Source organism: Streptomyces alkaliphilus (genome assembly GCF_014141535.1).
In the GTDB taxonomy this organism is placed as follows: Bacteria; Actinomycetota; Actinomycetes; order Streptomycetales; family Streptomycetaceae; genus Streptomyces; species Streptomyces alkaliphilus.
The window spans coordinates 1-16,957 of the sequence record NZ_VKHT01000022.1 but is presented as its reverse complement, the minus strand read 5'-3'; the positions used below and the strand labels follow the sequence as shown (position 1 = coordinate 16,957).

2 protein-coding genes and 1 pseudogene are annotated in these 16,957 nt (G+C 74.4%); all 3 read left to right on the top strand.

Translation table 11 applies throughout. The features are described from left to right. Positions 1-829 precede the first annotated feature (829 nt). Entirely contained in the window at positions 830-9,196 is an 8,367-nt protein-coding gene (locus tag FNQ90_RS01680; protein WP_228470789.1) for a type I polyketide synthase, read from the top strand. Between the two features lie 53 nt (positions 9,197-9,249). Further along, positions 9,250-14,661: pseudogene (locus FNQ90_RS01675) on the top strand (type I polyketide synthase); the annotation flags it as partial. Positions 14,662-14,782: 121 nt separating this feature from the next. Next, the coding region (locus tag FNQ90_RS01670) for a type I polyketide synthase (protein ID WP_182604603.1) at positions 14,783-16,957 on the top strand (2,175 nt) is incomplete at its 3' end.

The following is a 16,957-nucleotide window of genomic DNA, read 5'->3' as shown; positions in this document are numbered from 1 at the left end:
AGTGTGGGCCGGGGCGGGCCGGGGCGCCGCCCCGCCGTGAGGCCGGGGCGCCGTCCCGGTCGGGACTCCGGCCGGGACGGCCGGCGGACCGGGCCGCCTCAGCGGTGGTGGCCCGATATGCGCGGGACAAGGGTGCAGACGACCTTGCGCATGGATTTTCCACCCCCTTCCCTCATCCGATCGCCGGTGGAATTCCACCAGGCCCCGGCGGGATCCGTTCGGTCGATCCGGAACACCTCTGCCGGGCTCGTACCACTAATCCATCGACCGCTGTTCACTGTCAATAAGCGGGTGTTGACAGCAAGTTCCGGAGAAGTCGTTGCCACCGCCGGCGGGGCGCGATCCGCTTGACGGTCCCGGTCGGTCGGGCGCAGGATTCCCGGCATCGACACAACGAGTCGGTTCGGCTCCCCCGGGGGTCGGATCCCGGCAGGGAATACCGCTCCGGGCCCTGTGCCAGAAGCTCCTCGCATCCGGACCACCGTCGCACGGGATGGTGCCGGGACGGGGAATCGGTAAGCCCGAACCGGCGATTCCCAGGGATTCACGCCTCCTTTCCGGAGAGGGTGGAAATCTCCGGAAAATCCGGGTCGTTGTCACTTCCGACGCACTGCACGGTCATTCCGAACGGGGTCCGCCTGTTCTCCGTGCCGGGGTGTTCCGGGGAAATTCCGGACGCATGACCGGGGCCGAGGAAAGAGGTTTCGAAAAGTCTCGGAAATCATCTCCGGCGAACACCGTTCAGGTGAAACGCCCGGCCACCGGCCGGGGCACCACGCCGCATCCGCGGCAACCGCCGGCGGCGGCGACTCGAAGAGAAAGGTGGGTCATGTCCGTTCAGACTCCTCGGCCCCCGGCCGGAGATCCCGTAGCCGTGATCGGCATGGCCTGCCGCATCCCCGGCGCCGACACCCCCGAGGCGTTCTGGAGGCTGCTGCGCGAGGGTCACGAGGCCGTCGGCCCGGCCCCGGCGGATCGTCGTCCGGGCGGCACCGACCGCGGTGGCTTCCTGGCGGACGTCGACCGATTCGATGCCGGGTTCTTCGGTATCTCCCCGGCCGAGGCGGCGGCGATGGACCCGCAGCAGCGACTGGTGCTGGAACTCGCCTGGGAGGCTCTGGAGCACGCGCGCATCGTGCCGGGCGATCTGGAGGGCAGCCACACCGGAGTGGTGGTCGGCGCCATCGCCGGCGACTACGCGCTGCTCCACGACCGGCTCGGCGTCGGCAGCCGCCACGAGGTCCTCGGCACCCACCGCGGTATGATCGCCAACCGGGTCTCCCACCTGCTGAGCCTGCGCGGGCCGAGCCTGACCGTCGACTCCGGCCAGTCCTCCTCGCTGGTCGCCGTGCAGCTCGCCTGCGAGGAACTGCGCCGGGGTACCGCCGCTGTCGCCCTGGCGGGCGGGGTCAACCTCAACCTGCTGCCGGAGGTCGACGAGGCGCTTCGCCGCTTCGGCGCGCTCTCCCCGGACGGCCGCTGTCACACCTTCGATGCCGCCGCCAACGGCTATGTCCGTGGCGAGGGCGGGGCACTGGTGGTGCTCAAGCCGCTCGCCGCCGCGCTGGCGGATGGCGACCCCGTGCACGCGGTGATCCTCGGCGGCGCGGTGAACAGCGGCACCGGTGAGCATCTGACGGTGCCGGACGCCGGGGCGCAGTGCCGGGTTGTCGAGGAGGCCTGTCGGGCGGCCGGGGTGACACCCGCCGAGGTTGCCTATGTGGAACTGCACGGTACCGGGACCGCCGTGGGCGACCCCGTGGAGGCCGCCGGTCTCGGCGCCGCGCTCGGCACGGGGAGGATCGCCGCCGGGGAGCCGCCGCTGCTGGTCGGCTCGGTCAAGACCAACGTCGGCCATCTGGAGGGCGCCGCCGGGGTGGTCGGCCTGCTGAAGACGGTGCTGGCGCTGTGCCACGGCACGGTTCCGCCGAGCCTGCACCACCGTGCGCCGTCGCCTGCGATCCCGTTGGACGCGTTGGGCCTGGCGGTCGCCACCGAGGAGCGACCCTGGCCCGCCGGGGCGGTCGCCGGGGTGAGCGCCTTCGGGATGGGGGGGACCAACTGCCACGTGGTGCTGGCCCCGCCACCCGCGACGGTCGACGACGGCGCCGGTGCCGAGACCGGCGGCACCGAGGGAACCGATGTCACCGGAGGTGTCGTCACGGCCTGGACCCTCTCCGCCCGCACCCCCGAGGCGCTTCGTGACCAGGCGGTTCGGCTCACCGCGCACCTCGCCGCCGACCCCGCCCCGCGCCCCGCCGGCTTCGCCAAGGCGCTGCTGCGCACCCGGACCCGCTTCGAACACCGCGCGGTGGTCCTCGGCGGCACCGCCGCCGAACTCGCCGCCGGCACCGCCGCCCTCGCCGAGGGCGCCCCGCATCCGGCGGTCACCGTGGGCCGCGCCCTCGAGGGCCGCACGGTTCTGGTCTTCCCCGACCGGGGTGACGGGTGGGCCGCGATGGCACGCGAACTGCTGAACGAGCCCGGTCCATTCGCCGCCTCCTTCACCGAGTGCTCCAACGCCCTCGAACCGCACACCGGGCACGACCTGCGGGCTGTTCTCCGCGGCGCGTCCGACGCGCCGCCCCTGGATCACGAGGACGTGATCCAGCCCGCGCTGTGGGCGACAGCCGTCTCCCTCGCCCGATTCTGGAGCTCCCGTGGTGTGGTCCCGGACGCGGTCCTCGGCCACTCGCAGGGCGAGATCGCCGCCGCCACCGTCGCGGGGGCGCTCGACCTCGCCGACGCCGCCCGGGTGGTCGCGGTGCACGGCCGGCTGCTCCGCTCCCTCCCCGAGGGGGGCATGCTGGCCGTGGATCTCTCCGCCGACGCGGTGCGCGAGCGGATCGGGAAACGGTTCGGCCTCTGTCTCGCCGTGGACAACGGACCGGACGCCACCGCCGTCTCCGGTCCGGTGGCACTCCTCGACGAGTTGGCCGCCGAACTCCGTGAACGGGGCATTCGCGCCACCCGACTGCCGATCGGCTGCGCCCCGCACTCCCCGGCGGTGGAGCCGGTCCGCGCCGAGCTGCTCGCCGCACTCGACGGCATCCGTCCCCGCGCCGCCGCCATGCCCTTCTACTCCTCGTGCGTCGGCGGGCCGCTGGAGACCACCGCCCCGGGCCCCGGACACTGGTACGCCGGTCTCCGTTCCCCCGTCCGCTTCGCCGACGCGACCCGCGCCGTGCTCGCCGACGGCGGTGCCCGTTTCATCGAGTGCGGCCCGCACCCGCTGCTCACCGACGCCGTCACCCGGATCGCGGAGGAGGCCGGGCTGGAGGCCGTCGTCGTCACCCCTGGCCGAGACCGCGAGGGCCACGGCGGGCTGCGCCGGGCCCTTGCCGAGGCATACGTCCACGGGGCCCCGGTGGATTGGACGCCCGAAGCCGACCGGCCCGGCGTCCGCCCGGCTGATCTGCCCCGGTACGCCTTCCAGCGGACCCGCCACTGGCTCACCGGCCCCCCTGCCGCCGATCGCCGCCCCGCCGTGACTGTCCCGGAACCCGTCGCCGCACCCGTCGCCGCACCGGCCGTCGGACCGCGCCCCGAGGAGGCCACCGCCCTGGTCGTGGCTGTCACCGCCGAGGTCCTCGGTCAGAGCGACCCCGCTGCCGTGGAGACCGGCCGAAGCTTCCGTGACCTGGGCCTGGACTCCCGGGGCACCGTCGAACTGGTTGCCCGGCTGCGTACCGCCACCGGACTACCGTTGCCCGGCACCGTGCTCTTCGAGTACCCCAGCCCACGCCGGCTCGCCGCCCGACTGGCGGAGTTGCTGGCGGGGGAACGCGCCGAGGACGCCGGAACGGCGGAAGCCGCCGAACCCCCCGCGGCTCCCGGTAACGAGGACGACCCGATCGCCATCGTGGCGATGGGTTGCCGCTATCCCGGAGGCATCACCGACCCCGAGGGCCTGTGGCGGCTGGTCGCCGCCGGCGGGCACGCGATGACCCCGCTCCCGGCCGACCGCGGCTGGGACCTCGACGAACTCCTCGGCGACGCGGACCGACCCGGCACCTGCGCCACCCGGGTCGGAGGGTTCCTGCACGACGCCCCCGACTTCGACGCCGGTTTCTTCGGACTCAGCCCGCGCGAGGCGCTCGCCATGGACCCGCAGCAGCGGTTGCTGCTGGAGATCTCCTGGGAGGCGCTGGAGCGTGCCGGGATCGAGCCCGGCACACTCGCCGGCCGCCCGGTCGGGGTCTACGCCGGGGCGATGGCCTCCGACTACGGCCCCCGACTGCACCGCGCAGGGGGTGCCGACGGCCACCTGCTCACCGGTACCGCCTCCAGCGTGATCTCCGGTCGGATCTCCTACACCCTGGGCCTGCGCGGCCCGGCGCTCACCGTGGACACCGCCTGCTCCTCCTCACTGGTCGCCGTCCACCTCGCGGTCCGCGCGCTGCGCCGCGGCGAATGCGAACTCGCCCTGGCGGGCGGGGTGACCGTGATGTCCACCCCCGGACTGCTGCTGGAGTTCAGTCGACAGCGTGGACTCGCCCCCGACGGCATGGCCAAGCCGTTCTCCGCCGATGCCGACGGCACGTCTTTCGCCGAGGGCGCGGGAGTGCTGCTGCTGGAGCGGCTCTCCGACGCCCGCCGCAACGGCCATCCGGTGCTCGCCCTGATCCGCGGCACCGCGATCAACCAGGACGGTGCCAGCAACGGTCTCACCGCTCCCGACGGCCGGGCCCAGCGCCAGGTCATCCGGCAGGCGCTCGCCGACGCCCGGCTCGACGCCGCCGAGGTCGGAGTGATCGAGGCGCACGGTACCGGCACCCGGCTCGGCGACCCGGTCGAGGCCAACGCGCTGATCGCTACCTACGGCCGTGCTCGTGCCGAGGACGTCGGACCGGCCTGGCTGGGCTCGGTGAAGGCCAACATCGGCCACACCCAGGCCGCCGCCGGGGTCGCCGGGATGATCAAGCTGGTCGAGGCGCTCCGCCACAAGCTGCTGCCGGTCAGCCGGCACGCCGACCGAGCCACCCCGCGCGCCGACTGGTCCGCCGGTCGGGTCCGGTTGCTCGCCGAGGAACAACCCTGGCCCATCCGTGAGGGCGTGCCGCGCCGGGCAGCCGTCTCCTCTTTCGGGATCAGTGGTACCAACGCCCACCTGGTGTTGGAGGAGGCTCCCGCCGGCCCGGCCGTCCCCGCCCGGGAGACCGTTCCCGGGGATCTGCCACTGGCCTGGCCGGTGACCGCCCGCTCTGCCGCCGCGTTGCGCGGCCAGGCCGCCCGGCTCGCCGCCGCCGGGATCCGGGATGCCGCCGGGGCCGCCGGGACCCTCGCGGGGCGGAGCGTTTTCGAGCACCGCGCGGTCCTGCTCGGCACCTCCGCCGCCGAACTGCGGGCCGGGGCCGATGCACTGGCGGCCGGGGTCGACGCCCCCGGCGTGGTCACCGGTATCGCCCGCCGCAGCCCCCGCACCGCCGTCCTCTTCACCGGCCAGGGAGCCCAGTACCCCGGCATGGGCCGCGTGCTGCACCGAACCTTCCCGGTCTTCGCCGCCGCGTTGGAGGAGGCGTGGGCCGCGCTCGACCCGCACCTGGAGCGTCCGTTGCGCGAGGTGATGTGGGCCGAACCGGACACCGCGGAGGCCGTCCTGCTGGACCGCACCGGCTATGCCCAGCCCGCGATCTTCGCCTACGAGGCCGCGCTCTGGAGGCTGCTGGAATCCTTCGGGGTGACCGCTGACACGGTCGTCGGGCACTCCGTCGGCGAGTACGCCGCCGCCTTCGCCGCCGGGGTGTGGAGTCTGTCGGACGCCGCACGACTGATCGCGGTGCGTGGCCGGTTGATGGACGCGCTGCCCATCGGCGGCGGCATGATCGCCATCGCCGCCACCCCCGGGGAGATCGCCGCATCGATCGCCGGACTGGAGGACGCGGTCGGCCTGGCCGCCGTCAACGGGCCGCGCGGCGTGGTGATCTCCGGTGAGGCCGAGGTCTGTACCTCGATCGCCGGCATCTGGGCCGGGCGTGGACGCCGCACCCGCTCCCTGAGCGTCAGCCACGCCTTCCATTCGCCGCTGATGGAACCGGTGCTGGCCGAGTTCCGTCGGGAGGTCGAGTCCGTCGCCCCCGCGAAGCCCGCCCTCGGCCACGAGCGCACCGCCGATTCGTCGTTGGAGTGGACCGACACCGGCTACTGGGTCGAGCAGATCCGCGCCGCGGTGCTCTTCGGCCCGGCCGTCGCCCGGTTGGCAACCGCCGGCACCGGGCTCTACCTGGAGGCCGGCCCGCAGGCGCAGCTCTCCGGGTCCGTCCGCGAGTGCCTCACCGGGGCCGCGCCGGATCGACGCCCCGGTTCCGTCACCGCCCTCGCCCGACGCGGCCGGGACGAGGCCGCCGCGCTGCTCCACGGACTGGCCGAGTCCTTCACCGCCGGGGCGGAGGTCGACTGGTCGGCCGCGGTGCCCGCCGGCCCCCGGATCGCCCTGCCCACCTACGCCTTTGACCGGCAGCGCCATTGGCTCACCGACCCCGCCGACGGCGGCGGCACCGGGCTGCTGGACCGCACCACCACGGTCGCGGCCGACGGCGGACTGCTGCTCGACGGGAAGCTCTCCCGTCGCTCCGCCGGATGGCTCCCCGATCATGTGATCGGCGGTGTCGAGGTGGTGCCCGGCACCGTCCTGCTGGACCTTGCGCTTGCCGCGGCCTCCGCCGCCGGGGCGCCCGGGGTCTCCGCGCTCACCCTGGCCGCACCGCTGACCCTGCCTGCCTCCGGCCCCGCCGAGCTCCAGGTGGCGGTGGCCGGCAGTACCGACGACCACGGTCACCGTGCCATCACCGTGCACGCCCGCACCCCGGGGAACGGCTGGACCCTGCACGCCACCGGCCGCACCGCGGCCGGACCGGTCGTCGTGGAACCGGACCCGGCCGGAGGCTGGCCTCCGCCGGGTGCCGAGCGGCTGGAGCCGACCGACGGCTACGAGCGGCTCGCCACCGCGGGATACGGATACGGCCCGGCGTTTCGCGGGCTGACCGCCGCCTGGCGGCACGGCACGGACCTGTACGCCGAGGTGGCGCTGCCCGATGTCACCCGTGCCGGGCACACAGCGCATCCCGCGCTGCTGGACGCCGCGCTGCACGTGCTGCTGCTGGAGGCCGGGCTCGCCGTGGGCGAGCGGCCGGTTCCCTTCGTCTTCACCGACGCCTCGATCACCGCCCCCGGCGCCCGCCGACTGCGGGTCCGGCTGGCGCCCACCGGGAACGGCGGCGCCCACCGGGTCAATCTCCGGGACGAGACCGGCCGCCCGGTGGGTGGCTTCACCGTGACGCTGCGGCACGCCGGAGACGACTTCGGCCGCTCCGGCGGAACCGACGCCGACGGCGGCCTCTACCGACTCGATTGGACCCCGGCCGCCGACGAACTCCCCGGTGTCGGAAAACCGTTCGGCGGGGCGACGGTGGCTGTGCTGGACACCGGAGCCGAGGCGGCCCGGATCGCCGCGCTGCTGCCCGGGGCGGAGCTGCGCCCGGGCGTGGACGCCGCGCTCGACGCCGGAGCCCCCGCCGTGCTGGTCGTCCCCGGCCTGGACCGTGCTCCCGCACCGGGGGAGGAGGTGCCCGCCGTGGTCCGGCGGGTACTGGATCGGACGCTCGACCTGGTCCGTCGCCGCGCCGCCGACCCCGCGCTGGCCGGCACCCGACTGGTCTTCACCGCTGACCCGGACAGCCTCACCGGAGCCCCGCTCTGGGCGCTGGTGCGCTCCGCGCAGACCGAACACCCCGGTGCCTACGCGCTGGTCCGGGTGCCGGAGGGTGCCGACTGGCCGGCGGTGGACGGCGAACCGCAGTACGCCGCCGGCGGCGACGGCACACTGGTGCCCCGTCTGGTCCCCTGGGCCCCGCGGCCCGGTGCGGACGGGACCGGCGAGGCGACCGCTCCCGGACCGTTCGCGGACGGCACGGTACTGGTCACCGGCGGAACCGGCGGCCTCGGCGCACTGCTCGCGGAGCACCTGGTCGGGCGGCACGGCGCCCGCGACCTGTTGTTGGTCTCCCGTCGCGGCCCCGCCGCCCCCGGAGCCGAAGCACTCCGCGAGCGGCTGACCGCAGCCGGGGCCCGGGTCCGGATCGTCGCCTGTGATGTCGCCGACCGCGAGCGGTTGGCCGCACTCCTCGCCGGTATTCCCGCCGACCGCCCGCTCGGCGCGGTGGTGCACACCGCCGGGGTGCTGGACGACGGCCGGGTGACCGCGATGGACGCCGAACGCCTGGAGACCGTCCTGCGCCCCAAGGCCGATGCCGCCTGGGCGCTGCACGAGCTGACCGCGGACCTGCCGCTGCGCGCCTTCGTCCTGTACTCCTCGGTGGCCGCCGTCCTCGGCACCGCCGGACAAGCCAACTACGCCGCCGCCAACGGCTTCCTGGACGCGCTCGCGGCCCACCGTCGGGCCGTCGGACTGCCCGCGCTCTCCCTGGCCTGGGGCCTGTGGTCCGCCGAGACCGGAATGGCCGGCGGACTCACCGGCGCCGACCTCGCCCGGCTCGCGCGGACCGGCACCGCGCCGCTGGAGCGGGTCACCGCGGTGGCGCTCCTGGACGCCGCGCTCACCGCCGCCCCCGCGGACGGACGACTGGTCGCGGCCCGCTGGACCCCCGGACCGCTTGCCGGGGGAGCCCCGGCCGTGCTCCGCGTCGTACGCCCCACTGCCGCGCCGTCGCCCCCGGCCCCCGCCGCGCCGGCGCCGGCCCCCGACGCGGCGACACCCGCACCGCGAACCCCGGTGATCCCCACCGTGGACTTCGTCCGCGAGCAGGTGGCGGCCGTGCTCGGCCATGGCGAGCCACAGGGCATCGAGGTGGACCAGCCGTTCACCGCTCTCGGATTCGACTCCCTGACCGCCGTCGACCTGCACATCCGGCTGCAGGACATCACCGGACTGTCGTTGCCGTCGACGCTGGCCTTCGACCACCCGACCGTCACCGATGTCGCCGCCTACCTGGCCGATCTCGTTCCCGGGCCGGTGGAGACCTCCGCCCCGCCCGACGCGCTGCGCGAGGCACTGGACACGGTCACCGCGCTCCTCGACGCCGCGGCAGCGGACCCCGGTGACCGCGAAGCCGTCGAGTCCGCGCTGCGCCGGGCCCTCGAACGGCTCCGCGGGGGTCGCGCCGCGTCGGACACGCCCGGGGACCTCGGACAAATCAGTGACGAGGACCTGTTCGCGTTCATCGACACCCAGCTCTAGACGCGCGACGGATGAATTCACGCACCTCCGGAGGGAAGACCATGGCAACCGAAGACCAGCTTCGCAGATACCTCAGACAAGTCACCGCGGACCTGGCCGACGCCCGCCGCCGGCTGGCCGCCACCGCGGACCGCGACCACGAGCCCATCGCCGTGGTCGGGATCGGTTGCCGCTACCCGGGCGGCGTGGAGAGCCCCGCCGACCTGTGGCGGTTGGTCGCCTCCGGCACCGACGCCACCAGCGACTTCCCCGAGGACCGGGGCTGGGACGTGGGGAATCTCTACGACCCGGACCCGGACTCCCGCGGTACCACCTACACCACCCGCGGGGGATTCCTGCACGAGGCCGCCGAATTCGACGCCCCGTTCTTCCGGGTGAGTCCGCGCCAAGCGGCCTGCATCGACCCGCAGCACCGGGTCTTCCTCCAGACCGTCTGGGAGGCGTTCGAGCGGGCCGGCATCGACCCGAGGACGCTGCGCGGCTCCGACACCGGCGTCTGGGCCGGGGTCATGTACGAGTACTACGCCGCCCAGCACTCGGGCGCCGTCCCGGAGGAGGCCGAGGGGACGCTGTTGGTCTCCAGCACGCCCAGCATGCTCTCCGGCCGAGTCTCCTACACCTTCGGTCTGGAGGGGCCGTCGGTCACCCTGGACACCGCCTGTTCCTCCTCTCTGGTCGCCGTCCACCAGGCGATGCGCGCGCTGCGGGACGGTGAATGCGCTCTCGCAGTCGCCGGCGGGGTGACGGTGATGGCCACCCCGGACACTTTCATCGAGTTCTCCCGGCAGCGGGCGCTCTCCCCGCAGGGCCGCTGCCGCCCATTCTCCTCGGATGCGGACGGCACCGCCTGGAGCGAGGGCTCCGGGGTGCTGTTGTTGGAGCGGCTCTCCGACGCCGAGCGCAACGGTCACCCGATCCACGGTCTGATCCGCGGTTCCGCCATCAACCAGGACGGTGCCAGCAACGGCCAGACCGCGCCCAGCGGTCCCGCTCAGGAGCGGGTGATAACCCGAGCCCTCGCCGACGCCCGGCTGACCCTTGCCGACGTAGACGCCATCGAGGCGCACGGCACCGCCACCTCCCTCGGCGACCCGATCGAGGCCAACGCGCTGATCGCCACCTACGGTCGGGACCGGGACGCCGACCGCCCGGTGATGCTGGGTTCCCTGAAGTCCAACATCGGCCACTCACAGGCCGCCGCGGGCATCGGCGGGATGATCAAGATGATGATGGCGATGCGTCATGGTGTGTTGCCCCGCACCATCAACGTCACCGAGCCCTCCCCGCGGATCGACTGGGAGTCCGGCGCGGTGCGGCTGCTCACGGAGGAGCAGAACTGGGAGCCCCGCGAGGGCACGCCGCGACGTGCCGCTGTCTCCTCCTTCGGCATCAGCGGCACCAACGCCCATGTGATCCTGGAGGAGCCGCCCGCCGTGTCCGCCGAAGGCGTCACCACGGCCGGGGATGGTGTCACGGAGGGGCTCACCGCCGGCACGCCGGTCGCCTGGCCGCTCTCCGCGGCCTCCGCCACCGCGCTGGCCGGCCAGGCCGCGCGGCTGCGCCGATGGGTCGGCGCCGACCCCGGCGCCGACCCCGCGGACATCGCCCGCTCACTCGCCACCACCCGCGCCACCCACGCCCACCGGGCCATGGCCATCGGCCGTGACCGCGAGGAACTTTTGCGCCGCCTCACCGGGTTCGTCGAGGACCCCGGGGGTTCCGGCATCCCACACGGCACCGCCGCCGGACGGGTCTCCACGGCCTTCGTCTTCACCGGCCAGGGCGGCCAGCGGCTCGGCATGGGCCGGGAGCTGTACCGTGCCTTTCCGGTCTTCGCGGCGGCGCTGGACGAGGTCTGCGCCGTGCTCGACCCGCACCTGGAGCACCCGCTGCGCGAGGTGATGTGGGCCGCCCCGGAGAGCGACGAGGCACTGCTGCTGGATCGTACGTCCTTCACCCAGCCCGCTCTCTTCGCCTACCAGGTCGCCCTCTTCCGGCTGCTGGAGTCGCTGGGTGTCGCCCCCGGCAGGGTCGCCGGACACTCGGTCGGCGAGATCGCCGCGGCCCACGTCGCCGGGGTCTGGGACCTCGCCGACGCCGCCCGGCTGGTGGCCGTCCGCGGCCGGTTGATGGACGCGCTGCCCGCGGGTGGCGGGATGGTGGCCGTGGCCGCCGGTCCCGACGAGGTCGCCCCCACGTTGGCCGGCCGCGAGCACCTGGTGCGGATCGCCGCCGTGAACAGCCCCACCGACGTGGTGATCTCCGGTGACGAGACGCTCTGCGAGGAGATCGCCGGACAGTGGGCGGAGCGCGGACGGCGGGCCACCCGACTCACCGTCAGTCATGCCTTCCACTCACCGCTGATGGCACCGATGGTCGGTGAGTTCACCGCCGAGCTCGCCGAACTCACCTTCCGCACCCCGACCCTGCCCTACGAGACCAACCTCGGCCCCGACCGACAGTGGACCGATCCCGGCTACTGGGCGGACCAGATCTGCGGCCGGGTCGGCTTCGCCGGGATGGTCACCCGTCTGGAGGCCGCCGGCACCGGCGTCCACCTGGAGATCGGACCGCGCCCGGTGCTCTCCGGTATGGTCCGCGCGAGTCTGATCGATGACGCCGTGGTCACCGGGGTCTCCCGCCGCTCGATGCCCGAGCCGGAGGCGCTGCTCACCGGCCTCGCCGAAGCGTGGGCCGCGGGTACCCCGGTGGACTGGGCCGCGATCGCGCCCGGCGGCCGGACCGTGGAACTGCCCACCTACGCCTTTGACCGCGAGCGGTACTGGCTGCGCCGCGCGGACGGCCCTTCCGACGCCGGCTCGCTCGGCCTGATCGCGCTGACGCACCCGTTGCTCGGCGCCGCCCTGGAGACCGCCGACGGCGGTCTGGTCGCCACCGGTCGCTTCTTTGCCGCCGAGCTGCCCTGGATGCTCGACCACGCCATGGCCGACACCCCGATCGTGCCCGCCACCGCGCTGCTGGACGCGGTCGCCGAGGCGGGGTTCCGCAGCGGACTGGGGCGGATCGAGGAACTCACCTTCGAGGCACCGATGCCGCTGCCCGAGCGCGGCGCGGTGGACCTCCAGGTCGCGGTCGGCGGCGACGGCACCGTGCAGGTGCTGGCCCGCTCCGACGCGGAGGCCCCCTGGACCCGGCACGCCTCCGGGCGCCTCTCCGCGGACGACGCCCCCGGTGACGTCTGCGCGTGGGCGGCGGCCTGGCCGCCACCCGATGGGGAGCGGCTGGATCTCACCGACGGCTACGAGCGGCTGGCCGGCATCGGTTACGAGTACGGCCCGGCCTTCCGGGCGGTGCTGGGGGCCTGGCGGCGCGGCGACGAGCTGTTCGTCGAGGTCGAGGTGCCGGAGGTCGCCCGCCACGACGGCTTCAACCTCCACCCGGCGCTGTTGGACTCGGCCTTCCACCCCTATCTGCTCGCCGGCGGCTCCGACGAACTGCGGCTGCCGTTCAGCTTCCGCGGTCTGCGGCTGGCCGAGCCCGGTACGGGACGACTGCGGGTCCGAATCGTCGCCGAGGGGGACGACCGGCTTTCGCTGACCGCCGCCGACACGCGCGGCTCCCTGGTGCTCATCGCCGAGGAGTTGCGGGTCCGCTCGGTCTCTCCGGCTGCGCTGCTCGCCGCCACCGCAGGCACCGTCGAGGGCTACCACGGGTTGGACTGGACGCCGCTCGCGGTCACCGCGACCGGCCCCGGACGCGGGTGGCGGCTTCCGGGCGACGGCCGGGACGACGCACCCTCCGACTTCGTGCTGCTGGACTGCGACGCGCTCGACGCCGCTCCGTCCGGTGCCACGTCCGAGGAATTGCCGGACGCGGTCCGCCGGGTCACCGGCGCGGTGTTGACGGTTCTCCGCGAATGGGCCGACCCGAACCACCACCCGGCCGCCCGGCTGGTCGTCGCCGCCGACCCGGAGCACCCGGTGACCGCCGCGGTCTGGGGCATGGTGCGTGCGGCGCAACTGGAGTACCCCGACCGATTCGTGCTCGCCGGCGGTCTCGCCGGCGGCGCCGACCGGGCCGCGCTGGAGTCGGTGGCCGCCGCCGTCGACGCGGGCGAGTCGCAACTGATGCTGCGCGACGGCGAGGCGCTGGTGCCGCGAGTCGTCCGGCGGACCGCGGCCGGTACCGGCGAGGCACGGTTCGGCGACGGGACCGTGTTGGTAACCGGCGGCACCGGCGGCCTGGGCGCGCTGGTCGCCCGGCACCTGGTCGAGCGGCACGGGGTGCGGCGTTTGTTGCTCACCTCACGGCGCGGCCCGGACAGCCCCGGCGCGGCCGGACTCGCCGCCGAACTGACCGCGCTCGGTGCCACCGTGCGGATCGTGGCCTGTGATGCCGCGGACCGCGGGGCGCTCGCCGAGCTCCTGGCCTCGGTGCCCGCCGAGTATCCGCTGACCGGGGTGCTGCACGCGGCCGGGGTGGTCGACGACGGCCTGCTCACCGGGCAGACCCCCGAGCGGCTGGACCGGGTACTGCGTCCCAAGGCCGACGCGGCCTGGGCGCTGCACGAACTGACCGCCGATGCCCCGCTGCGCGCCTTCGTGCTCTTTTCCTCCGTCGCGGGGGTGCTCGGCAACCCCGGGCAGAGCACCTACGGCGCGGCCAACACCTTCCTGGACGCGCTGGCCGCCCGCCGGCGGGCCGAGGGCCGGCCGGCGGTGTCGGTGGCCTGGGGCCTGTGGGCCGGTCCGGGCATGGGTGGTCTGCTGACCGCAGCCGACCGGGCACGGCTGGCCCGAGCCGGGATCGCGCCGATCAGCGAGGAGCAGGGGCTGCGGTTGCTGGACGTGGTCCTCACCGATCCGAAGGCCGAACCGCTGGTGGTCGCCTCCCGGTGGAGCTTCGGCACGGGGCGGGAGGAGCCGGTCCCGACAATCCTCCGGGGCCTGGTGCGCGGTGGCCGGACCGCCACCGCGGCCGGCGCGGCCAAGTCCGCCGGACAGGCCGGGGCGCTCACCGCCGCGGTGCGTGAGCTGGCCCCGGAGGCGGTACGTCAGACGGTGACGACGGCGGTCCGCCGTCATGTGGCGGAGGTACTCGGGCACGGGTCCCCGTCCTCACTGGACGGCACGGCGCCCTTCATCGACCTCGGCCTCGACTCGCTGACCGCGGTCGAACTGCGCAACCGCCTCCGGGCCGACACCGCGCTGGACCTGGCCGCGACGCTCGTCTTCGACCATCCGACGATCGACACCCTCGCCGGTCATCTGGCCGGGGCGCTGGTGCCCGAGGCGCCCGACCCGGTGACGGCCGTCGACGAACTGCTGCACCGGATCACCGAGGAGTTCCGCGACGCGGAGCCCGGGATCCACGAGCGGGTCACCGAAGCCCTCTTCGGGGCACTGGGCCGGCTCGGGGCCACCGCCGCCGTGCCACGGGACACCGTTGTACCGGACGGCGCCACCGACGAGGAGCTCTTCTCCTTCATCGACTCCCAGTCATGAACGGCCCGGGGTCCGGGGCGCACCACGCCGCGGACCCCGGCACCCCGCCGGAGAGTGCACCGACGGCGACCGAGCAGACCAACCGCCCACGCGAACGGCGAGATGAGGCAGGAAACAGAAGATGGCAGGCGAAGAGAGACTCCGCGAATATCTGAAGAAGGCCACTGTCGATCTCACCGAGGCCCGGCGCCGACTGGCGGCGGCCGACGAGCCGATCGCCGTGGTCGGCATGGCGTGCCGCTTTGCCGGGGCGGGCGACGTGAACAGCTACTGGGACCTGCTGAGCGAGGGTCGCTCGGCGGTCCTGGACGAGGTGCCCGGCGGCCGATTCGACCTCTCCGAGGGGGTCCGCGAGCACGGTGTCTACACCACTCGCGGTGCCTTCCTGGCCGACGTGACCGGCTGGGACGCGCGGTTCTTCGGCAGCTCCCCGCAGGAGGCGCTGCGGATGGATCCGCAGCAGCGGTTGCTGATGGAGCTGACCTGGGAAGCGCTGGAGGACGCGGGCACCCCGGCCCCGTCGCTGGCGGGCTCCCGGACCGGGGTGCTGGTCGGCTTCTCCGACATCATGCAGTACGGCCGGGTGCAGATCGAGGCCGAGGGCACCACCGTGGTCACCGAGCCCTACCTCGGCCAGGGAGGCTCCTCCAGCGTGGTCGCCGGCCGCCTCGCCTACCACTTCGACCTGCGCGGTCCCACCCTCACCGTGGACACCGCCTGCTCCTCCTCCCTGGTCGCGGTCCACCAGGCCGGGTCCGCCTTGCGACGCGGGGAGTGCGATCTCGCGGTCGCCGGCGGGGTCTTTCTGGCGATGCACCCCGATATGTACATCAACGCCTGCGCCGCCTCGATGCTCTCCCCGGACGGGCTGTGCAAGACCTTCGACGCCCGCGCCGACGGCTATGTGATGGGCGAGGGCGCCGGACTGGTGGTCCTGGAGCGGCTCTCCGACGCCGTCCGCCGCCGTCACCGGGTGCACGCGGTGCTGCGCGGCTCCGCCGTCAACCAGGACGGCCGCAGCAACGGGTTGACCGCGCCCAGCCGCGGTGCCCAGGTCGAGGTCATCCGTGCCGCGCACGCCGCGGCCGGGGTCTCCCCGGACCAGGTCTCCTACGTGGAGGCGCACGGTTCCGGGACCCCGCTCGGCGACGCCATCGAACTCGGTGCGCTGACCGATGTGTTCGGTCGTCGCTCCCCGGAGAATCCGCTCCATGTCGGTGCGGTGAAGACCAACGTCGGCCACACCCAGGCCGCGGCCGGCATGGCCGGGCTGATCAAGACGGTACTGGTGCTGAAGAACGGTGCCGCCCCGCCCAATCTCAACTTCACAGAGCCCTCCGAGACCACTCGCGGCGCCGGCGACATCCGCCCGTTGACCATCCGTCGGGACCTCGCCGCCGCCCGGGGCGTGCCGCTGCTCGCCGGGGTCAGCTCCTTCGGCTGGTGCGGCACCAACGCCCATCTGGTGGTGGCCGCAGCCGAACCCACCGCAGCCGGCACCGCTTTGCCCACCCTCACCGGCGAGCCCGCCGCGACCACGTCGGAGGAGAACGCCGACCTCCCCACGGGTCCGGAGCTGCTGCCGGTCTCCGCCGCCGACCCGGCCGCGCTGCGCGAGCGACTGTCCGGACTGGCGGCCGCGGTGGCCGGCCCGGACACCGTCCTCGCCGATGTCGCACACACCCTCCAGCAGGGCCGTGCCGAACTGGAGCACCGCCGTGCCGTGGTCGCCGTGGACCCGTCCGTCGTCGCCGGGGCGCTCACCACCGCGATTCCGCTCCCGGCGGCCCGCCCCATGGCGGGCGGCCCCCGGATCGGTCTGCTGTTGCCCGACACCGACGGCCGCACCGGCGCCGGCGCTGCGCTCTATGGCGTCGACCCCGCGTACACCGAGGCCGCCGACGCCTGTCTCGACGCGCTCGGCGGGACCGCGGACGCGGTCCGCGCCGCGCTGCTGGCCCCGACCGCCCCGGCCGAGTCGGCCGTCACCGCCCACCTCGCCCACTTCATCGCCGGTTGGGCGCTCGCCGCCGCACTGCACCACCGCGGCCCCCGGCCCGCGCTGCTCACCGGCCGAGGTATCGGCGAGATCACCGCCGCCGCGCTCGCCGGGGTGGTCACCCCGGCGGACGCGCTCGCCCTGGTGGAACTGCGGGCCCGGCCGCTGGACGGCTGGAACGACGCCGACCTGGAGGCCGTCGTCGTCACCCTGCCCCGGGCCACCCCGCACACCCCGCTGCTCTGCGGGGTCACCGGGGACCTCCTGGAGGGCGGATGCGCGGCCGACGTCGACCGC

Excerpts from the sequence above, each read along its gene's own strand:
- FNQ90_RS01680 (WP_228470789.1), top strand. The coding sequence starts at position 830 with ATGTCCGTTCAGACTCCTCGGCCCCCGGCCGGAGATCCCGTAGCCGTG.